Annotated in this window: 20 protein-coding genes; 9 read left to right on the top strand and 11 right to left on the bottom strand. The window is 36.5% G+C overall.

The genetic code is table 11. The features are described 5' to 3' along the window. Window positions 1-10: 10 nt before the first annotated feature. Both SB679_RS05795 and hutH read right to left on the bottom strand, forming a co-directional pair. A complete protein-coding gene (locus tag SB679_RS05795; RefSeq protein WP_410701308.1) occupies window positions 11-1,117 on the bottom strand; it encodes a WG repeat-containing protein in 1,107 nt (368 codons plus the stop codon). Beyond that, window positions 1,114-2,640, bottom strand: coding sequence for an HAL/PAL/TAL family ammonia-lyase (gene hutH / locus SB679_RS05800; RefSeq protein WP_410701310.1), 1,527 nt, complete (start codon window positions 2,638-2,640; stop codon window positions 1,114-1,116). Before hutH ends, SB679_RS05795 begins: the two co-directional genes overlap by 4 nt. A gap of 97 nt (window positions 2,641-2,737) precedes the next feature. Here hutH and SB679_RS05805 point away from each other — a divergent pair, with 97 nt between their 5' ends. Next, entirely contained in the window at window positions 2,738-3,988 is a 1,251-nt protein-coding gene (locus SB679_RS05805) for an NAD(P)/FAD-dependent oxidoreductase (RefSeq protein WP_410701311.1), read from the top strand. Between the two features lie 79 nt (window positions 3,989-4,067). On the opposite strand, the gene SB679_RS05810 is transcribed toward SB679_RS05805, so the two are convergent. Further along, the gene (locus SB679_RS05810; RefSeq protein WP_410701312.1) at window positions 4,068-5,360 is read right to left on the bottom strand and encodes a phenylacetate--CoA ligase family protein; all 1,293 of its coding nucleotides are present in this window, start codon (window positions 5,358-5,360) and stop codon (window positions 4,068-4,070) included. A gap of 547 nt (window positions 5,361-5,907) precedes the next feature. Here SB679_RS05810 and ileS point away from each other — a divergent pair. The 7 genes from ileS to trpS all read left to right on the top strand — a co-directional run bounded on the left by ileS (window position 5,908) and on the right by trpS (window position 12,611). Beyond that, entirely contained in the window at window positions 5,908-9,297 is a 3,390-nt protein-coding gene (ileS, locus tag SB679_RS05815) for an isoleucine--tRNA ligase (RefSeq protein ID WP_410701314.1), read from the top strand. A gap of 60 nt (window positions 9,298-9,357) precedes the next feature. Beyond that, a complete protein-coding gene (locus SB679_RS05820) occupies window positions 9,358-9,738 on the top strand; it encodes a TraR/DksA family transcriptional regulator (protein ID WP_034709384.1) in 381 nt (126 codons plus the stop codon). Window positions 9,739-9,818: 80 nt separating this feature from the next. Continuing rightward, complete coding sequence (locus SB679_RS05825; RefSeq protein WP_410701316.1) at window positions 9,819-10,064, top strand: DUF6576 domain-containing protein; 246 nt, start codon at window positions 9,819-9,821, stop codon at window positions 10,062-10,064. Window positions 10,065-10,083: 19 nt separating this feature from the next. Beyond that, window positions 10,084-10,275, top strand: a complete 192-nt coding sequence (locus tag SB679_RS05830; RefSeq protein WP_034709848.1) for a DUF2683 family protein — start codon at window positions 10,084-10,086, stop codon at window positions 10,273-10,275. Further along, window positions 10,275-10,913 carry a lipoprotein signal peptidase gene (locus SB679_RS05835; protein ID WP_410701318.1) on the top strand — a complete coding sequence of 213 codons (639 nt, stop codon included), beginning with the start codon at window positions 10,275-10,277 and terminating at the stop codon, window positions 10,911-10,913. Before SB679_RS05830 ends, SB679_RS05835 begins: the two co-directional genes overlap by 1 nt. 15 nt (window positions 10,914-10,928) lie before the next feature. Then, window positions 10,929-11,573, top strand: a complete 645-nt coding sequence (locus SB679_RS05840; RefSeq protein WP_410701319.1) for a vancomycin high temperature exclusion protein — start codon at window positions 10,929-10,931, stop codon at window positions 11,571-11,573. A gap of 69 nt (window positions 11,574-11,642) precedes the next feature. Then, a complete protein-coding gene (trpS, locus tag SB679_RS05845; RefSeq protein ID WP_410701321.1) occupies window positions 11,643-12,611 on the top strand; it encodes a tryptophan--tRNA ligase in 969 nt (322 codons plus the stop codon). 21 nt (window positions 12,612-12,632) lie between these two features. On the opposite strand, the gene SB679_RS05850 is transcribed toward trpS, so the two are convergent. The 8 genes from SB679_RS05850 to SB679_RS05885 all read right to left on the bottom strand — a co-directional run bounded on the left by SB679_RS05850 (window position 12,633) and on the right by SB679_RS05885 (window position 20,193). Next, window positions 12,633-13,916 carry a sensor histidine kinase gene (locus SB679_RS05850; protein WP_410701322.1) on the bottom strand — a complete coding sequence of 428 codons (1,284 nt, stop codon included), beginning with the start codon at window positions 13,914-13,916 and terminating at the stop codon, window positions 12,633-12,635. After that, on the bottom strand, window positions 13,916-14,587 hold the full coding sequence (locus SB679_RS05855) for a response regulator transcription factor (protein WP_410701323.1): 672 nt from the start codon (window positions 14,585-14,587) through the stop codon (window positions 13,916-13,918). Before SB679_RS05855 ends, SB679_RS05850 begins: the two co-directional genes overlap by 1 nt. Window positions 14,588-14,933: 346 nt before the next feature. After that, a complete protein-coding gene (locus tag SB679_RS05860) occupies window positions 14,934-15,383 on the bottom strand; it encodes a PepSY-like domain-containing protein (RefSeq protein WP_410701324.1) in 450 nt (149 codons plus the stop codon). Window positions 15,384-15,467: 84 nt separating this feature from the next. Then, on the bottom strand, window positions 15,468-16,163 hold the full coding sequence (locus SB679_RS05865; RefSeq protein WP_410701325.1) for a YjjG family noncanonical pyrimidine nucleotidase: 696 nt from the start codon (window positions 16,161-16,163) through the stop codon (window positions 15,468-15,470). A gap of 198 nt (window positions 16,164-16,361) precedes the next feature. Further along, entirely contained in the window at window positions 16,362-16,952 is a 591-nt protein-coding gene (locus tag SB679_RS05870; protein ID WP_034709376.1) for an RNA polymerase sigma factor, read from the bottom strand. Window positions 16,953-17,147: 195 nt separating this feature from the next. After that, window positions 17,148-17,639 (bottom strand): hypothetical protein, encoded by a 492-nt coding sequence (locus tag SB679_RS05875; RefSeq protein WP_034709375.1) that lies wholly within the window; start codon window positions 17,637-17,639, stop codon window positions 17,148-17,150. Between the two features lie 84 nt (window positions 17,640-17,723). After that, complete coding sequence (metK, locus tag SB679_RS05880; protein ID WP_410701327.1) at window positions 17,724-19,004, bottom strand: methionine adenosyltransferase; 1,281 nt, start codon at window positions 19,002-19,004, stop codon at window positions 17,724-17,726. A 238-nt stretch (window positions 19,005-19,242) separates the two neighbouring features. Next, window positions 19,243-20,193, bottom strand: coding sequence for a LysR substrate-binding domain-containing protein (locus tag SB679_RS05885; RefSeq protein ID WP_034709373.1), 951 nt, complete (start codon window positions 20,191-20,193; stop codon window positions 19,243-19,245). Window positions 20,194-20,323: 130 nt separating this feature from the next. Here SB679_RS05885 and SB679_RS05890 point away from each other — a divergent pair, with 130 nt between their 5' ends. Then, window positions 20,324-21,811, top strand: coding sequence for a catalase (locus SB679_RS05890; RefSeq protein ID WP_410701329.1), 1,488 nt, complete (start codon window positions 20,324-20,326; stop codon window positions 21,809-21,811). Window positions 21,812-21,895: the final 84 nt, after the last annotated feature.

A 21,895-nucleotide genomic window follows, 5' to 3' on the forward strand; every position in this document is an offset into this window, starting at 1 on the left:
TTAGTTTTTTTTAATTTTGAAAAAGTTCTGCATTATAGAACCATTTATTTCCCAATACGTTTCCGGATGTATCAATAAAGCTCCATTTCCCGGATTTCTTCACTCTGGAAACACCATCATTGAAACCTTTATTCTTTTCATTGAATCCAAAACTTACGGAGATGTCATATTCCATCGGAATTACCAGTTTTCCTGAAGGATCAATGAAACCCCAGCTTTTTCCTTTTACCGGTGCAAGACGGTCGTCACTGAACACCTCAGCATCATTATAAGCAGGTTCAATCACATAGTTCCCATCCAGGCCTATGTACCCCCATTTTCCTCCTACAGATACGGGAGCCAGGTTTTGGTTAAAAGCTCTTGCTTTGTCAAACTTAGGCTCTATAATCCAGGTCCCTGTTTTATCCGTAAATCCTACTTTCCCATTTTTGCGGGCGTAAGTGATAGATTGACTTCCAAAGTCCCAGATATCGTCGGCTCCTTCCAATTCTCTGAACAGATCACCATCAATAATTCCATAGGCATCTCCTTTCTGTGCCCAGGTAATGCCGTTCACATATTCTCCAATATTGTCATATTCTAACGGGACAATTAATTTCCCGGTGGTATCAATGATTCCCCATTGCCCTTTTTTAGATACTTTTGCAAACCCATTGTTAAAAGGTTTAATCACATCATATGCTGCAGGGATGATTACTTTGCCATTGGTATCAAAGGCTCCGATTTTTCCGGCTACTTTCATCAAAGCCAGTCCTTCATTAAAATCATAGAGCTTATCGGAAGAAGGCATCGTCAGTTTTTCTCCTTTTTTATTGATATAATACCAGGCACCATCACTTTCAGCCATACAGATTCCGTCATGAAAATCTTTCACATTTGAAAAGGCAGGTTCGATCTCCATCTTACCGTCTTTGCCTATAAATCCCCAGAGCTTTCCCATTTTTACAGCAGCCAGTCCTTCTGAAAAACTTTTCGCGGTATCAAAGTTCGGTTCTATACTATATGTACCTGATGTATCGATATAGCCAATTTTGGCTTTTTCTTTAACTAATGCCAGTTTTTGGGCAAATATGGATTGCCAAAGGAAAAATAATGAAAAAATGATTACTTTTTTCATGCTTTGGTTCCTTTAAGATACTGCTTCACCTTCTCCAGATAAGGATACATAACCATATCATCTGAAAAGGCTGGAATAATCTTTCTTATTTCATCATACAATTCTTTTGTAGATGAAGATATTTCATCCTGAAAACCCAGATATTCAATAGCCTGCACAATGGTAATAGCTTCAATCGCCAATACTTCGAATGCATTTTCAATTACCTTCCTGCAGATCACTGCAGCATTGGTCCCCATGCTTACAATATCCTGATTATCATTATTATTAGGAATACTGTGAACATACATTGAGTTGGACAGCATTTGGCTTTCAGCCGTCGTAGAAGTTGCCGTAAACTGAACTCCCTGCATCCCGAAATTGAATCCTAATTTTCCCAAATTCACAAATGGAGGCAGAATTTCATTGATTTTTGCATTCAGCAGATAGTTTAACTGTCTTTCAGCAAGCATGGTAAGTTTGGTCACTACAATTTTCAGTTTGTCCATTTCCAATGAAATATAATCGCCATGAAAGTTTCCACCGTGGTATACGTGCTGGCCTTCAACATCAATAATCGGATTATCATTGGCTGAATTGATCTCATTTTCAAGGACATTCTCTGTATATTCCAACGTATCTAAAACAGGTCCTAAGATCTGCGGAACACATCTTAATGAATAATATTCCTGAACTTTTTCTTTAAATACTTTTTCCTGCTCTTCAAAGTGAGTGTACAGGTGGTCCGCTCTCTTTCTAATCAGCTTGCTATCAGACAAATGAGCACGCATTCTTTCTGCAACTTTCTGCTGACCGTAGTGCTTTTTGGTTCCGTTCAACGCTTCTGATAAGTGATCATCATACGCCTGAACAATTTCATTGATCGCACAAGAAAGTTTGATTGAAATATCTGTCAGTTGATTCGCTTTGTAAGCGTTCACAATACCGATTCCTGACATTACGGATGTCCCGTTCATTAAAGCAAGTCCTTCACGGATCTCTACTTTTATAGGATTCAATCCTTCAATTTCAAAAACTTCTTTGGTTAATTTCCGGTCTCCTTTATAGAAAACTTCTCCTTCACCGATCAGGACTAATGCCAGATGAGCAAGCTGTACAAGATCGCCGCTCGCCCCTACTCCGCCATGTTCAAAAATAAGTGGCGTAATATCTCTGTTAATCAATTCTCTAAGGAGGTCAATTACAGAATGGTGTACTCCGGAGTTTCCTAATGATAAGGTGTTTAATCTCGCCAGCATACAGGCTTTAACTTCCTGTGCAGGCAGAGGATTTCCGATGCCGGAAGAATGACTTCTTATGAGATTATACTGAAGCTGATGGGTGTCTTCATCACTGATTTTAAATTGAGCCATCGGCCCGAAACCAGTATTTACCCCATATATTACTTTGTTTTTCGAAAATTCTTTTAAAAATTGGAAACTGGCTTCCACTCTATGTAGCAGAGAATCATCCAATTCTATTTTTTCATTCCCAATGATAATTTTTTGAAAATCCTTCAGTTCTAAAAAGTTATTTATTTTCATCAATTAAAAGTAATAGTTGCTAATTTTGTAAAATATTAATTATTTGTCACTAATTTTGCGGCAAAGATAGAAGTTATTATTAAAATAAAAAATCAAGATGAGCAAAGAATTTGTTGATGTTCTCGTAATCGGAGCTGGGCCTTCCGGATGCGTATCTTCTTCATACTTAAAGAAGAACAATATCAACGTGAAGGTTGTTGAAAAAACAAAATTCCCAAGATTGGTTGTCGGTGAAAGTTTAATCCCCAGGGTAATGGACCATTTTGAAGAAGCTGGTCTTTTTCCTGCTCTGGATGCCATGGGTTTTGAAAAAAAACTGGGCGCCCGCTTCTTAAGAGGTGACGAGGTTTGTCTTTTTGATTTCAGTGATAAATTCGGCGAAGGCTGGAACTGGACCTGGCAGGTTCCAAGAGCTGATTTTGATAATACCCTGGCACAGGAGGTGATTAATAAAGGAGTTGACCTTGAGTTTGAAACTGAGGTTGTTGGGATTACATTCAACGGAACAGATTCTATCACCACAGTCAAAAATAAAAATGGCGAAATGAAGGAAATTCATTCCAAGTTTGTCATTGATTCTAGCGGTTACGGAAGAGTACTTCCCCGTCTTCTTGATCTTGAAAAACCCTCAAAACTTTCTCCCCATTCTGCTATTTTCGCCCATGTAGAAGATCTTAACAGAGAGGAAGGTGTTGAAGGAACCTTGATTTCTTTTGATATTATTGAAACTGAAGTATGGCTTTGGGTGATTCCTTTTTCTAATGGAAATACAAGCATAGGAATTGTTGGCCCGACTGATTATATTGAAAAACTGTCCTCAAACGGAGACCCGACTGAGGCCCTTAAAAAGGCAATTTCCCTTTCTGATTATTATGTTAAGCGTTTTGGAGACGTAGATTTCCTTTTTGAACCCAGACATCTGAAAGATTATTCATGTTCTGTTAAAAAATTATTCGGTGATGGATTTGCATTAACTGGCAATGCCTCGGAATTCCTTGATCCCGTTTTCTCATCAGGAATGGCATTTGCCACAGAATCAGGAATGCTTGCCGCAAAACTGGCGATAAGACAGCTGAATGGAGAAACTATAGACTGGCAGAAAGAATATACCGACTATATATTATACGGTGTAGATGTTTTCACCACCTATGTAAAGGAATGGTATACCGGAAACCTTCAGGAATTATTCTTCCACCGGCCTGAAAATGAAGATGTAAAGAGGAAAATATGTGCCGTTTTAGCGGGATATGTATGGAATAAAGACAATCCTTTTGTAAAGAAACATGATACGGTAATTAAAAACCTTGCGAATTTGATCAAGTCCGAAAGAGAGCAAAAGCAAGAATAATCATAAAAAACCGGCCTGAAATTCGGGCCGGTTTTTTATATCTATATCTACTGATGATATTTTTCTATCTCTTAGCAACCTATCTTAAATCAACAAAAGTGATTGGTTTTCTGCTATTTGGATGAAAGACTGTCTTAGACAAAACCGCAAAGTCTATCACTTCAATTTTTGGACTTACTCTTAATTTTGCACGGAAATGGTCTCTCACCTCATTGACAAAATTGTCATGTTCTTCTTCTGTACTTACTTTAATGATAATTTCATCCAATCCCAATTCATTAGACTGAATAACAATCTGATAGCAGGAAATGGTATTAAAATCATTCAGGATATCAGTCATTGCAGGAGGATACAGCGTTGTCCCTTTGTATTTGATCATCTGCTGTTTTCTTCCTAACACGGGTCCCAAACGCATCGTTGTCCTTCCACATTGACAAGGTTCATAATGCGCTTTTACGATATCACCGGTTTTAAACCTTAACAAAGGAATTGCTTCTACGCCTAATGTGGTAATCGTCAGCTCACCGCTTTCTCCTTCTTTTACTGGATTCTCATTATCATCAAGAATTTCAGTGATGATCAGTTCAGGATGATGGTGCCCTCCAACCTGAAATTCACATTCGGTAAAAGCGGTGCTCATTTCTGTCGAGGCATACGTTGAGAATAATTTAATATTCCACTTTTCTTTGATTTTCTGGGAAAGAATATTATCTGTAAAATCCTGATTTTTGATGCTTTCTCCAATACAAACAGCCCCATACACACTGGAACTTTTATAATCTATTCCATGTTTTTCAGCATAATCAATCATTTTCAGTAGAAAAGAAGGAACGGTGATCAGATATTTCGGCCGGTATCTGAAAATAGAATCCCATTGCAATTCAGGAATTCCCGGACCCATTCGTACCACACTGGCTCCCATTTTCCTCAAACCCAGAAAATAAGCCAGTCCCGCCATAAATCTTTTATCAATTGTGGTTACCATTTGTACCACATTGCCTTTTTGGATCCCCGCACAGGCAAAAGAAACCGCTTCATTGTAGGCCAGTCTTTCAAGGTCACTGTCAGACAATCCAAAAGTTACCGGATCCCCCAGAGTTCCTGAAGTCGTACTATAATCGACAATTTTATCCGGCGGAATGCAGAAAAAATCGTGGTTATGCTCCTGAAGATCATTCTTTGTGGTTGTAGGGATTTTCTGCAGATCTTCTAAAGACTGAATATCATGAATGTTGATATCATGTTCTGTGAATAATTTCTGGTAGAATGGAGAGTTGTTTTGAAGATACACCAAAAGCGCCTGAAGTTTTTTCTCCTGAATTGTTTTGATTTCCTGAACGTTTGATCGTTCTATTGATGGATAGAATTCCAATGATTGTAATTTTTAGAAGACAAATTTATTAAAACTTAGATATTGTATGGAGGTATTCATGTAAAATGTAGCTATAATATTGTAAAATCTACGCAGGGAGAAAATTGCAGAGCCTTTATAACCACAGATTGCACAAATTTTTACAGAGGTTTGCGTTTAAAATCTGCATGATCTGCAGAATCTGCGAGAGTAAAATAAAACACTTACATTAAATTCATGATGTTGTAAAATCTATGCTAAGAGAAAATTACGGAGCCTTTATGACCACAGATGACACAAATCTTCACAGATGTTTGCGGTCAAATAGTTTGGTAAATAGCATTTGTGCAATCTGCAAAATCCGCAAGGAAATACGAAAATTTGCAGTAATTTAAATTAAAATAAAGACTCATTTATCATTAGCAATTCCCTTGATAAACCTCCCAGCATTTATATTTCTGAAATTGAAGTTTTTAATAGATGATATCAAAATAAAACATATATTATAAACCGACAAAAAATCACTAAATTTGCAGACTTAATTAATCAACGATATTGAGATAATACAATGAGCCAATTTAAAGAATATAAAAACCTCAACCTTATTGATATAGCCGAGAACGTATCGGAATTTTGGAAACAAAATGAAACTTTCAATAAAAGTGTTGAAATTCGTGAGGGTCAACCCGAGTTTGTATTTTATGAAGGTCCGCCTTCAGCAAACGGTATGCCTGGAATTCACCACGTAATGGCAAGAGCGTTAAAAGATATTTTCTGCCGTTACCAAACCCAGAACGGAAAACAGGTTTTCCGTAAAGCGGGATGGGACACTCATGGACTTCCTGTGGAGCTGGGTGTTGAAAAGGAATTAGGAATCACTAAAGAAGATATTGGCAAAAAGATTTCTATTGAAGATTACAACAAAGCATGTCGTGAAGCGGTAATGCGTTATACAGACGTGTGGAATGAACTGACAGAAAAAATAGGATATTGGGTAGATCTTGAGGATCCCTATATTACATATAAGTCAAAATACATGGAGACCGTTTGGTGGCTGCTTAAGCAATTATACAGCAAAGAATTGTTGTATAAAGGCTACACCATCCAGCCTTATTCTCCAAAAGCAGGAACAGGACTTTCTTCTGCGGAATTAAATATGCCTGGAACTTATCACGATGTTTCTGATACTACAGTGGTCGCTCAGTTTAAAGTAAAGAAAGAATCTTCTGAATTATTTAGTGATGCTGAAGGACACGTAAGCATTCTTGCATGGACGACCACTCCATGGACCCTGCCTTCCAACACAGCGTTGGCTGTAGGAAGAGATATTGAATATGTCTTAGTTAAAACGTTTAATCAATATACTTTTGAACCGATAACCGTTGTTTTAGCGAGAGTACTTTTAGAAAAGAACTTTGGTAAAAAGTATGTGGAAGGAAGTCATGAAGATTTCGCTAATTATACATCAGAAAGTAAGACGATTCCTTATCAAATTTTAAAAGAATTTACAGGAGTAAAATTAACCGGAACTCAATACGAGCAATTAGTTCCCTGGTTTGCTCCAAACGACACTCCTGAAAAAGCGTTCAGAGTAATTTTAGGAGATTTTGTAACGACTGAGGACGGAACCGGTATCGTTCACATCGCTCCTACTTTTGGTGCGGATGATGCAAGAGTGGCAAAAGAAGCCGGAATTCCGCCAATGTTGATAAAAGACGAAAATGACAATCTGGTTCCGCTGGTAGATTTACAGGGAAGATTTATCAAGGGAGAAAATGTTCCTGAATTATTCTCCGGAAAATACATCAAGAACGAATATTACGATGATGGAACTGCGCCTGAAAAATCCTGGGATGTAGAGCTGGCCATTTTATTAAAAACAGAAAATAAAGCCTTCAAAGTAGAGAAATATGTTCACAGCTATCCACACTGCTGGAGAACTGATAAGCCTGTATTGTACTATCCGCTGGATTCATGGTTTGTGAAAATGACCGCTGTGAAAGACAGACTGGTAGATTTAAATAAAGAAATCAACTGGAAGCCTAAATCAACGGGAGAAGGACGTTTTGCAAACTGGATTGAAAATGTAAACGACTGGAACCTTTCGCGTTCAAGATATTGGGGAATTCCTTTGCCGATCTGGAGGACGGAAGATTTAAAAGAAGAAAAGATCATTGGTTCTGTAGAAGAATTATACAATGAGATTGAAAAATCTGTTGAAAAAGGATTCATGCAGGAAAATCCTTTCAAAGATTTCGAAATCGGAAATATGTCTGAGGAGAACTATTCTTTAGTTGATCTTCATAAAAATGTAGTTGATAAAGTAATTTTAGTTTCAGATTCCGGAAAAGCAATGAAACGTGAAAGCGACCTGATTGACGTTTGGTTCGATTCAGGTTCGATGCCTTACGCTCAATTGCATTATCCTTTTGAAAATAAAGAATTAATCGACACCCGTAAAGCATTCCCTGCAGATTTCATTGCAGAGGGTGTTGACCAGACGCGTGGATGGTTCTATACACTTCATGCGATCGGAACTGCAGTTTTTGATTCAGTTGCCTATAAAAATGTAATGAGTAATGGGCTTGTTTTGGATAAAAACGGACTGAAAATGTCAAAATCCAAAGGAAATGGAGTTGATCCGTTTGAAACATTAGCAGTTTATGGACCAGATGCTACGAGATGGTATATGATTTCGAATGCAAACCCTTGGGAAAATCTGAAGTTTGATATCGAAGGAATCGATGAAGTAAGAAGAAAATTCTTTGGAACTCTTTATAATACGTATTCATTCTTTGCATTATATGCTAATGTGGATGGATTCAATTATTCTGAAAAAGAAATAGAAAACCGTCCTGAAATTGACCGTTGGGTCCTTTCTGAACTGAATCTTCTCATAAAAGAAGTGAAAGCATTCTATGAAGACTATGAACCGACAAGAGTAGCAAGAGCCATCAGCACGTTTGTAAATGACAACCTGAGTAACTGGTATGTAAGATTATGCAGAAGACGTTTCTGGAAAGGAGATTATTCGGAAGATAAAATATCTGCTTACCAGACTTTATATACCTGTCTGGAAACGGTTGCTAAATTATCGGCACCTATTGCTCCATTCTTTATGGATCAGCTGTATCAGGATCTTAATAAGGTTACAGGTAAAGAAAACGGTGAATCTGTGCATTTAACGGATTTCCCTGTTGCAGATGAAAGCCTGATCGATCAGGATCTGGTTGAAAAAACGCATTTGGCACAAAGCATTACGAGTATGGTCTTCTCTTTAAGAAAAAAGGAAAATGTAAAAGTACGCCAGCCTTTACAGAAAGTATTAGTTCCGGTACTGGACGCCAAAGCAGAGGCACAGATTCTGGCGGTTGCAGAACTGATCAAGCAGGAGGTAAATGTTAAAGAATTACAGCTCATCAATGCTGAAGAAGCTGCTCACTTAATCATCAAGCAGATCAAGCCTAACTTTAAAACCCTAGGTCCTAAATTAGGAAAAGATATGAAAGTTGTGGGAGCTCAAATTGCTGATTTTTCAGCGGAACAGATCACAGCTCTAGAAAAAGAAGGCAAAATAGATATTCAGGGTTACGAAATCACAATGAATGACGTTGAAATTTCAACAAAAGACATTCCCGGATGGACTGTAACTTCTGATGGAAAAACAACTGTGGCATTAGATTTGACGCTAACAGAAGAGTTAAAATCTGAAGGAATTGCAAGAGAATTGATTAACAGGGTTCAAAACCTTAGAAAAGAGAAAGATTTTGAGCTGACAGACAGGATCAACATCTTTTTGGAAGAAAACTCACCATTCTTGGATGATTTCAAGAAAAATGAGGAATATATTTCATCCGAGGTCTTGTCAAATAAAATAGAAATTGTATCTTCACTTTCAAATTTTAACGAAATCGAAATAGATGAGGTTAATTTTAAGATAAATGTTGAAAAAAATTAACATATAGTTATTGGATTTCAAATTCCATTTCATAATTTTATTAAAAAAGAGAAAAAGAACATGTCAGACGAAAGAGTAAGATACAGTGATGCTGATTTACAGGAATTTAAAGCAATCATTAGAGAAAAAATAGACAAAGCAGAGAAAGATCTGCAGCTGATCAGAGAAAGCTTCATCAACGACCAGAATAATGGAACAGATGATACTTCGCCTACTTTTAAAGCTTTTGAAGAAGGGGCAGAAACACTGAGCAAGGAACAAAATTCTATCCTGGCAGGAAGACAGGAGAAATTTGTACGCGATCTGAAAAATGCTCTGATAAGAATAGAGAACAAAACGTACGGAGTATGCAGAGTAACAGGAAAGCTTATCCCTAAGGAAAGACTTCTTGCCGTTCCTCACGCTACACTTAGTATTGAAGCTAAAAATATGCAAAAATAAACCTTCAGGGTTTGTAAATAAATTTGGGTTTATATTGTATTTCATCAATACTTTATAAACCTAATTTTTAATATATATCCATGAGCGAATATTTGATTTTAGGCGTTGTCCTTATTGTCGTTTTAGGGTTTTTCAACAGAGAATGGATCAAAACCAAATTCTTTCCTGCTCAACCCAGAAACTACACAATTGATGATCAGTTCAATTCAGATAAACGGGAAAGGGAAAAAGAAATCGACCATCTTTTAAGTAAAATGGGCAAGAACGGGATCAATGACCTGTCTGCAAAAGACAGAAAAAGACTTGATGAACTGTCTAAAAAGTAAAAATTTAAATCGAGAACATATGGAATCTATTATCGTCCACACTAAAAATGCAATGGAATTGAATGCTTTGAAAAGTGTTTTAAAAGACATGAATATTCAATTTGAAAAATTCCACACCAAAAACACATTCCATAATCAAAAAACGATCAAGAAAGTTATCGAAAAAAAGAATGAAAAAATAGGAAAACCTTATAAACCAAAAGGACTGTAATGAAAAAGATTTTAGCTGTAACTTTTCTTATTCTGTTAATTGATCAGGCTTCAAAAATATACGTTAAAACGCATTTTAACCTTGATGATAGTATTTCCATACTTCCAGGTTTTAAATTAACTTTTGTAGAGAATCCGGGGATGGCCTATGGATTTCATTTCGGGGGGGTTATCGGTAAGTATTTCCTTGTTATTGTAAGAATATTTTTAATCGGTGGAATGATCTACCTTTTCAAAAAATGGCTGCAGAGAGGGGAATCCAATTATTTATTAATTCCAATGGCAGTTATATTTGCCGGAGCAATCGGTAATCTGATCGATGGAATGTTCTACGGACTTATTTTCGACAGCGGAACAATGTATGATGCAAGTATCGACCGATGGATTGGCTATGGAGGTATCTCCAAAATGGTTCCAGTAGGGCAAGGCTATTCTACTTTTATGAGAGGGTGTGTAGTAGATATGCTTCACTTCCCAATCGTAGACTGGTATGTGCCGGATAATATCCCATTGATCGGCGGAAAACATTTAGAGTTCTTTAAATACATTTTCAATGTTGCAGACTCAGCGATCACAGTAGGAGCCGCTTTCTTGCTTATTTTCAGAAAAAAAGCATTCCCGAACGGCCTCGAATTTTAAAAGAAGTACCATTCGATGAAAAAAATTATAAAAAACATCTTCATATTTTTCCTGCTTCTTTTGGTTGCAGGAATTATTTTTATAGCCTGGGCCAATTACAGCATCAGGAAAGACAGTGCGCCGTTTGTCTCTTACAAAATAGCTGAAGTTCCGGAAACGAAAACAGCATTATTGCTGGGCACCGGAAAAACCTTAAGCAACGGTCTGCCTAATACTTATTTCTATAACAGGATTCAGGCAGCTATTGATTTATACAAAAGCGGAAAAATCAAATACATTATTGTAAGCGGTGACAACAGTACCAAAGACTATAACGAACCTGAAGACATGCAGCTGGCTTTAATGCAGTATGGCATTCCGAAAGACCACATATTTATGGATCATGCTGGGTTCAGAACACTGGATTCTGTGGTCAGGGCTAAAGATATCTTCGGACAGACTCGACTGGTGATTATTTCACAGAAATTCCACAATGAAAGAGCGGTTTTTTTAGCCCGAAAAAATGGAATGAAAGCCTTTGGATACAATGCGAATGATGTCAACAAATATGCCGGGTTTAAAACCAATATGCGTGAATATCTGGCGAAAGCAAAAGTATATTGGGACCTTTTGTTTGGGGTAGAACCTAAATTCGGCGGGGAGAAGGTTTTAATTCCTTAATCTTTTAATTCATTATTCCCCCAAACCCCTTAAATTTGCAATTCATTAATTTTTATAAATAATTTTAAAATGTCAAGAATTCTTACCGGCATTCAAGCCACCGGAACACCCCATCTTGGAAATTTACTTGGGGCCATCATTCCTGCTGTTGAACTATCCAAACAGGAAGGAAATGAATCGTTTTTATTCATTGCAAACCTGCATTCTCTTACCCAGATAAAAGATGCAAAGGAGCTGAAACAAAATACCTACGAGATTGCTGCGGCTTGGCTTGCTTGTGGATTAGATACTGAAAAAACATTCTTTTACAGACAAAGTGATATCCCTGAAACCTGTGAACTATCTTGGCATTTATCATGTTTTTTTCCTTATCAGAGATTAACGCTGGCTCATTCATTTAAAGATAAAGCAGACCGTCTTCAGGATGTGAACGCCGGTTTGTTTACATATCCTATTTTAATGGCTGCTGATATTCTATTATATGATGCAGAGGTTGTACCTGTAGGAAAAGATCAGCTTCAGCATTTAGAAATTGCACGTGATGTAGCATCAAGGTTTAATAACCAGATGGGAGAAGTATTGGTACTTCCACAGGCTGAGCTTCAGGAGAACACAAAATATGTCCCTGGAACAGATGGACACAAGATGTCTAAATCCAGAGGAAATATCATTAACATTTTCCTTTCTGATAAGGAGCTTAAAAAGCAGGTGATGAGCATTGAAACGGATTCTAAATCGTTGGAAGAACCTAAAGACCCTTCTACCGATAAGGTTTTTGCTATTTATGAACTGATTGCAACCCCTGAACAGACTGAGGAGTTAAGAGCTAAATATCTTGCCGGAAACTTTGGGTACGGCCATGCAAAAATGGAACTTTTAAATCTTATCACCGACCGATTTGCTAAAGAAAGAGAAATCTTTGCATATTATATGACTCACCTTGACGAACTGGAAGCTAAACTTCAGGAAGGTGCTGTAAAGACAAGAGCTATCGCAACACAAACCATTACAAGAGTAAGAGAAAGTTTAGGAATTTAATTACTAAATATAAGGGGTGCATTATCCCGCATTTTTAGAGAGCATAAAGTAATGCATCCCTTCATCAAACTCATAGGCAATATCCCATCCGGGATATTGTTTTATTATAGACCTGATGATAGAAAGGCCTAAACCGGTAGAGCTATGGTCTGAACCCTGTTTATAAAACCGATTGAAAATCTGGGATGGGTCTAATGAAACTCCGGTACCCGTATTTTGAAATACAATTCTTTCCTTTTCTGTAATAATCTGAATCGTTCCATGCTGACGGTTATATTTAACTGCATTCTTAAGCAGATTGGAGAGTAAAATATCTGCCAGATCCCGGTTAAAATTGGCTTCCAAAACTTCTTTTTCTACTAGATTAACCTCAATTTTCTTGTATTCTATAAAATCCTGATATTCATTAAGCAGCTCACTGATCAGTTCATTAAAATTAACATTCACGGTTTTTGCAAATTGATTGTTATCAATTTTCGAAAGCATTAACAAGGATTTATTCAGTCCGGACATTCTTCGGAGATCATTTTTAACCTCGTTTAAGAAATTCAGGTTTTTCTTATCCAGCTCATCATTCTGAATCGCCAGATCGATTTTATTAATGGCAATTGCCAAAGGAGTCTGCAGTTCGTGAGAAGCATTTTCTATAAACTGTTTTTGCTGATGAAAAGCACGTTCATTACGTTCTATCATCTCGTTGATTTCTATATCCAGTTCTTCAAACTCTTTAATAGAAAAATCTTGCGGCATTTCCGAAGGCGGAATCCCAAACTGATATTTTTTAAGTTTATCCAGAATCAGATAAAAAGGCCGCATTGCTTTATGAAGGAGAAATCCATTCACCGCAATGATGCTCACGACCAACAGCAGGTACAATACAATCAATGCCGTGGTGAGGTCATACACCAGCTCATCCTGTTCTACCGTTGACGTTCTGATCACCAACTGCTGAGTCTTTCCGAACTGGTCTATAAAGTCTGTTTCAAGAACCCGGTAAGGCTGGTCTTTATCATCATATTCCATATAGTACATTTTATTGTACAATCGGTTTTTAGGCTTATATGAAGAAGCAGAAACGGGATTAATTTTAAACTCATTAAAACCAAATTCATTATTCTTCAATAAATTTTCGTCAAAGTACACTGCTTTTATAATCTGTATCTTCCTGTTTTTAAGACCATCATCCACATTATCATACACTTCATCTAAAATATAGGCATAGAATAAGGCGGCCCATACTGCAATGATAAACAGCAGGATCGTAATCAGATATTTTATGGTGTAATATTTTAACGAAATCTTCATCAGACAAATTTATAACCAATTCCGTAAACCGCCTGAAAATCTGCTTCTGCGTTGAGCGTTTTTAACTTTTTACGAAGATTTTTAATCTGTGAATAAATAAAATCCAGGCTGTCTGCCTGATCAATATAATCTCCCCAAATGGCTTCCGCAAGCATCGTTTTCTGGAGCGTTTTTTCCGGATGTATTACAAAGTAGTAGAGAAGATCATATTCTTTCCTGTTCAGAATAAGTTCAGTCTCTCCTATCTTCACCGTTCTTTTTTCAGGATCAATATAAATATTTTTATAACTGATTGTATTTTCACCATCCTGGTTTTTCCTTCTTATCACCGATTTGATCCGCGCCATTAATTCTGCAAGGTGAAATGGCTTCGCCAGATAGTCATCCGCGCCTATTTCCAATCCGTTCACCTTATCATCCACTGAATCTTTAGCCGATAAAATGATCACAGGATCTTTCTTATGCATATTTTTAATTTCCTTCAGCAGATCCATTCCATTACCATCAGGCAGCATAATATCCAAAAGGATACAGTCATATTCATAAGAAATGATCTTTTCAAGCCCGGATGTATAGTCAGAGGCATGCTCTACAATAAAATGCTCAGCTTCCAGGAAGTTTTGCACGATATTCCTGAGTTCAGGTTCATCTTCTATAATAAGAATTTTCATACTAAGAATTGTTGAAGTAATATAAGATTAATTTTCAGAAAAAACTTTCCCTTTCGCCAAAATAACCTCCTTTTTCAGGAGGCTATGATGCAGTTATTTTAAAAAGAGAGTTCTTAAAAAAATTCCTTTTGAATTAAAAATCAAAGCCCTACCATTCATTAATCTTATATTGTAGGTATTGCTTGTGTTTTCTATAGAATCAACCACAGCACATGGATGATTTCTCGTGATATAGCTCAAAATGTTTTTTCTAACCGCTTTACCACTCATTATATTCCAATTGATCATATCGTTACCATTTAGTTGTTAAAAAACAGGACTTTTCATCCCCGGCTTACCCACTGTATTAATCGTCAATTCTTTTAAAATTTCCATTTTTGTCGAATTCCAGATCAATACCGTTAGAAAGTTCGGCTTTATAAGACCAACGTTCTTTCTCTATCTTAACGATAAACGTATTGGGAAAGGTTTTAGCAGCGTAGTTTTTAATAGATGCCGGAATAAAACCATACGGAAGCTTTTGGTGCTGCCCATCAACTTCTTTCCAGTTTCCATTGCGGTCAAATTCTACTTTTACGCCATTGATTAAGAGAACTTTGTACTCATCTACTCCGTATATTTCACGGTCTTCTATAACAGAACCGGCCGTTATTCCTTTAAAATGAGCTGCCAGAAAGCTTTTTGCCGCCTTTGGAAGCTGATTAGGATGTATCGCTTTATCCTGAGCAAAGATAGAACCCGCCATTAACAGGAAAATGATACTGAATGCTTGTGTAATTTTTCTTAAATTTTTCATATGATAGAATTTTACTTATTAAATTGTCAAGCAAAATTCTATAATCATTTAGGAAAGAATTAGGAATGCAGTAAAATATTTTTTTTAAAGGTATTCTTTGAGCTGTAAAAGATGCGTAACCGCCTTCAGGTTTTCCTCCTGCCTGTTTTCATGATATACATCAAAGAAAATAACATCTATCCCAAAATTCCGGGCTCCTACAACGTCTGCCACCCAATCATCACCTATCAGAATACTTTCTTCCTTCAATGCCTTGGAAAGACCTAATGAATACTCAAAAATTTCAGGTTTAGGTTTTCTTACCCCAACAGAATCAGCGCTCGTAATCGTTTGAAAATAATGGGCAATTCCAGAGAGGATACATTTTCTTTCCGTTACTTCCTGAAACCCGTTTGAAATAATATGTAAAGTATATTTTTTAGATTTCAGATATTCCAGTATATAGGCGGCACCTTCTACCAGTTCATTATGATTAAGGATTTTATCCAGAAAATGTTCTTCAAAAAATTGGGAAAGTTCTTCGTCATCCACACCAAAGCGGTTGAATGTATCATAAAAGCGGTGCTTTCTTAAATATTCTTTTCCGATAAGGCCATCCCGTATATCTTCCCAAAGCTTTTCGTTAATCTCATGATATACCGCATGAAATTCTTCAAAATCAATTCCATATTTCAAGTTGATTTCCTGTTTTTCAAAAAGAGTTTTGATGGTAAGATAGGCGTTCTTGCGGTGATCCCAGAGCGTATTGTCCAGGTCAAAAAAAATGTGCTGAATTTTCATACAGCACAAAATTAATATTTTAATTTTTGGAAATCGGGAAATTCTTATTCTTGGCTTTAATTACTTCAAGATTTTTCGAAAAACTGAGTAAAAACTCAATGGTTTGTTTTTTTGGTTTCAAAGTTTTCACTTTTAAAGAATCATTTTTTCTCATAGGCGTCTAAATGTTTTCTTTATAACGTGAATTTTTACTAATTATTATCTGGTCAGTATAATATTATTCTCATCCATAATTTTTCTTAAATTGATCAAAGCATACCTCACGCGTCCTAAAGTGGTATTAATACTCATATCCGTATGATCCGCGATTTCTTTAAAACTTAACCCGTCAAAAAATCTAAGCTTAATCACTTCCTGCTGATTCTGAGGCAAATATTGAAGCATTTTTAAAAGATCTTCCTGAATTTGATTCGTAACCAGCTGGTCCTCAATATTTTCTGAAGGCTCTCTTATTAAATCAAAAATAGAATAATCATCAGTTTCAAAAGTAGTTTCTGAAACTTTGATATTTTTTGATTTTAATCTAAAGTGGTCTATAATAAGATTGTAGGCAATTCTTTTAGCCCAAAGAATAAATTTGCCTTCTTCGTTGTACCGTCCTTCTTTCAGCATGACAATTATTTTCATAAATGTATCCTGAAAAACATCGTTGGCTAGGTCTTCATCATTAATTTTATAAAAAATGAATGTAAACAGTTCTTTCTGATGACGATGGATAAGGGCTGATAATGCATCCTCGTCTCCTTCCTGGTAAAGGGAAATTAGTAAACTATCCGATTTTAATTTCATAACTCTTCTCAATATAAAATAGTTGTAGACAAACTTTCCTCCAGATATTTTATCTGGGCATAGCTGTAATTACAAAACAGTTTTTTAGAGTAAAGTCAAATCAATAGGCGGTACAATTTTACAGATGTAAATATAATAAAATTTTAATACCTGTTAACTAATTATTAAATTTTTACGATAAATATCTAAAAAATATCACTTAAACATGTCATGAATAAACACAGTAGGGATATTTAGTGTGAAATTAATATTCAAACCTTTCATTTCTTTCCCGTTAAGTCTGGCATCTCCAATAGGGAAAGCATAGCCTCCCGTCAGGTCCAGCATTCCAAAAAGGCTTACCCCTATCTTAGGAGCGATGTATTTATTGGTTCCTTCCGCTCCCATCAGAAAATAATAGGAATGATAGAAATCTACATCTTTTTGAAAATTAAGAAGGACATCCGCCTGAAGTTTCGGCATGATTGCAAATTTTGAATGGGTGGAACCCATCAATGCAGACGCTCCCAACCTGTAAATAACATCATCATTTTTTAAGAAAAGCAACTTACCTCCCACTTCTCCAAAGCTCTGGTTTTGGTACTCGTATCCCACGGTGATCATTTTATGCATCGTATACTGGGCTTTCGCACCTATGCTCAGAAAAAATATTGAAAAAACAGCAATTGCGGACCTCAAATTCATCATCTTAAATTTATTTATGGTGTAAAATTAAAAAAAACTGCCTTATCTGGTGAAGATAAAGCAGTCTATTATTGTATTAAGAAAAAATTAAATACCGAAAGCGGTTTTAATCTCTTCTACTTTGTCTAGTTTCTCCCACGTAAAGAACTCAAGATCTTTTAACGTAAGCTCATTCTTGTGACCTTTATTAAAGGTTTTATCAGCTACAAAATGTTCTCTTCCCATATGTCCATAAGAAGCAGTTTCCTGATAGATAGGGTTTCTTAATTTCAAATTCTGCTCGATAGCATAGGGTCTTAAATCAAAAATAGCAGATACTTTTTTAGCAATTTCGCCATCGTGAAGATCTACTTTTGCTGTTCCGTAGGTATTGATGTACAATCCGCAAGGTTCAGCAACACCGATTGCATAAGAAACCTGTACCAACACTTCATCAGCAACCCCTGCAGCCACTAAATTCTTAGCGATGTGTCTTGTTGCATAGGCAGCGCTTCTGTCAACTTTAGAAGGATCTTTTCCGGAAAAAGCACCACCACCGTGAGCTCCTTTCCCACCATACGTATCAACGATGATTTTTCGTCCTGTAAGACCGGTATCTCCGTGAGGACCTCCGATTACAAATTTTCCTGTAGGATTAATATGGTATTTGATCTGATCGTTGAATAATGCCTTAATTTCCTCAGTCTGCTGTGCTGCTACTCTTGGAATCAGTATACTTTTGATATCCTGACGGATTTTGTCAAGCATTTCTTCTTCTGTTCCAAAATCATCATGCTGTGTAGAAACCACGATAGAATCAATTCTTACCGGCTTGTGATCATCAGAATATTCAATGGTAACCTGGCTTTTTGCATCTGGACGAAGGTAAGCGATTTCTTTATTTTCTCTTCTGATGGCAGAAAGTTCTTTAAGAATAGTGTGAGCAAGATCTAACGCAAGAGGCATATAATTAGCCGTTTCGTTCGTTGCATACCCAAACATCATCCCTTGATCTCCAGCACCCTGAGCGTTTGCTTTTCCTTCAAAGGTTTCATCTGTAACAATTCTGTCAACACCCTGATTGATATCAGGTGATTGTTCATGGATTGCAGAGATTACTCCACAAGAATCTCCATTGAACATATATTCTCCTTTCGTATAGCCAATTCCGTTGATTACTTCTCTTGCAATCGTCTGAACATCAAGATAAGCGTCGGATTTTACTTCTCCTGCAAGAACTACCTGTCCCGTCGTTACAAGAGTTTCACAAGCTACTTTTGAATTTTTATCATAAGCCAAAAAATGGTCGATTAACGCATCGGAAATCTGATCGGCGATTTTATCTGGATGCCCTTCTGAAACGGATTCAGATGTAAATAAATAAGACATATTATTCTTTATTTTTTAGATTAAAAATAGACGAAGAAAAATAAGAAATAGATACCCAGAAAGCTGAAAAAGAATTACTGTTTTAGCTTTTTTTTATAGAGGTTGCAATCAGGTCAAATTTTTCCTCGTTCATAAACGTTGGCAAATTTAAGTACTATTTTTTTAATACTCAAACCTTTTGTTTACTAATTATAATTTTCTTTAAATTATTGATCTGTCTTACTTTAAGAAAAAGAAATTATTGTGGCTTAATACTTACGAATTCTTTTGGGCTTTCGTTATAATTAAGCTTTTTGCTTAATGAAGCAGTAATAGAATGTGCTAATTCATCAATAATTTTTTGCTTGAAAGTAGGCTTATAATAGATAATACTGATCTCTCTGTAAGGGAAAGGCTTTTTAAATCTGAAAACATTGGTCTTCTGTTCTTCAGAAAGCTGACTTAGGGCAAGCTCCGGCAAAATACTGATCCCTCCTACTTTATCTACCATATGTACCAAAGTCTGGATGTTAGAGGCCAGGAAATCCAGATTTTTAGGCTTCAGTGTATTTTCTTTTAAATGACAGATATTTTCAAATTGATTTCTCAGACAGTTTCCTTCTTCAAGAAGCCAAACTTTTTCAACGTTCAGATCTTCAGGAATGATGTAAGAATTTTTCTTGTTTGCTTCTGTATTCGAGCTGTAGATCATCAGTTCTTCATTAAATAAGAAATCCTGATAAAACTCATCTGCCGTATCATAAGGAGTGGAAATAATTCCTGCATCCAGTTCTCCGGCTTTTAAAGCTTTGATAATATTATCTGTAGTCATTTCTTTGACATTCATCTGGATTTTTGGATTGTCTTCCAGAAACTTGAAGATTTCAGTCGGCAGAATGAAAGAAGATACCGTAGGAATGATTCCCAGGTTAATTGTTCCTCCTAAAATATTGTTTAAAAGATTGGCTTTATTTTTAAGCTCATTGACAGACTCTATAATGACCTTAGCCTGATCGATGATCTGCACGCCCACATCTGTGGTACGTATCGGGTGTGTAGTTCTGTCAAAAACCTTTACATCCAGTTCATCCTCAAATTTTTGTATCATTGCACTTAGCGTAGGCTGTGTAATAAAGCATGCTTGAGCCGCTTTCCCAAAATGTTTGTACTTATCTACAGCGATAAGGTACTCCAATTGCTGAATGTTCATTTGATTAATATTATCTATTACAAAGATAAAAGGTTTTTGCTATAAGCAATCAAAAATTCAAGTAAATTTGACATTTGATACGTCTACACAAGACATCTGCAAAGGATATCAATCATTCAAATATAACTATATGGATTCTAAAAAATTAACCTTAGGTAGCGGTGCTCCTTATTTCGAACATCAAGATTCACAGACTGTAGGTCCCAGAGGCCCTGTCCTGCTTCAGGATTTCATACTTCAGGAAAATCTTGCTCATTTTGTAAGAGAGAGAATCCCTGAAAGAATTGTACATGCAAAAGGAAGTGGTGCGTATGGTAAATTTACCGTGACCCACGATATCAGCCAATACACAAAAGCCAAATTATTTTCAACAGTAGGAAACTCCTGCAAAATGTTTGCGCGTTTTTCTACGGTAGGCGGAGAGAAAGGAAGTGCAGACACCGCAAGAGATCCAAGAGGATTTGCCTTAAAATTCTATACCGAAGACGGAAACTGGGATTTAGTAGGAAATAACACTCCGGTTTTCTTTATTAAGGATGCCAAAAAATTTCCGGATTTTATCCATACCCAAAAAAGAGTTCCCAAAACCAATTTAAAAAGTGCCACGATGATGTGGGATTTCTGGAGTTTAAATCCTGAATCGCTTCATCAGGTTCTTATCCTGATGTCTGACAGAGGAACGCCTCACGGTTTCAGACATATGCATGGCTTTGGTTCTCATACTTTTTCAATGATCAATGCCAATAACGAGAGAACTTGGGTCAAGTTCCATTTTAAAACAAAACAGGGAATCAAAAACTTCAGCAATGAAGATGCTGTGAAAATGGCAGGTGAAAACCCGGACTTTGCTCAGGAAGATCTATGCAGCGCTATTGAAAATGGTGATTTTCCAAAATGGACGATGTATATCCAGGTCATGACAGAAGAACAGGCTAAAGATTTCAGATGGAATCCTTTTGATATTACTAAAGTTTGGTTCCAGGGAGATTTCCCATTGATCGAAGTCGGAGAAATGGAACTGAATGAAATTCCGGTTAACTATTTTGCTCATGTAGAGCAGTCTACCTTCTCACCGAGCAACTTAATCAACGGTATTAGCTTTTCCCCGGATAAAATGCTTCAGGGAAGATTATTCTCTTACCCGGATGCCCACCGATACAGAGTAGGGGTAAATGCTCATCAATTAGAGGTCAACCGATGCCCGTTTGCCGTTAACAATTATCAAAGAGATGGATATATGGCAGATTCCACAGATTACGGAGATAAGCCGAATTACCATCCTAACAGTTTCGATGACATCAAACCGGATCCTTCTTATAAAAGCTATGATTATGAATTAGACAGCGCTCATGTTGCCAGCTATAACAGAAATGAAAATGATGATGATCACTACACTCAGCCAGGTCTGTTATACACAAAAGCAATGAACACAGAAGACAGGGAACACCTTATCCATAATATAGTAGGAAGTATGAGAGGAATTGATGGCCCTAAAAGGGATGAGATCATAAATCGTCAGCTATGTCACTTTTTCAGAGCCAATATTGAACTTGGCATGAAAGTAGCTTCTCAACTAAATATCAATATTGACGCAAATATGATGAACCATTCCAAATAAGCATATTGAACAATAAATTCAATTAAAAGGAAAAAAAACCAATATTTTTTCCTTTTTTTTGCAAAAAATTTATAATTTGCAAAA

Source organism: Chryseobacterium sp. SIMBA_029 (genome assembly GCF_046535275.1).
In the GTDB taxonomy this organism is placed as follows: Bacteria; Bacteroidota; Bacteroidia; order Flavobacteriales; family Weeksellaceae; genus Chryseobacterium.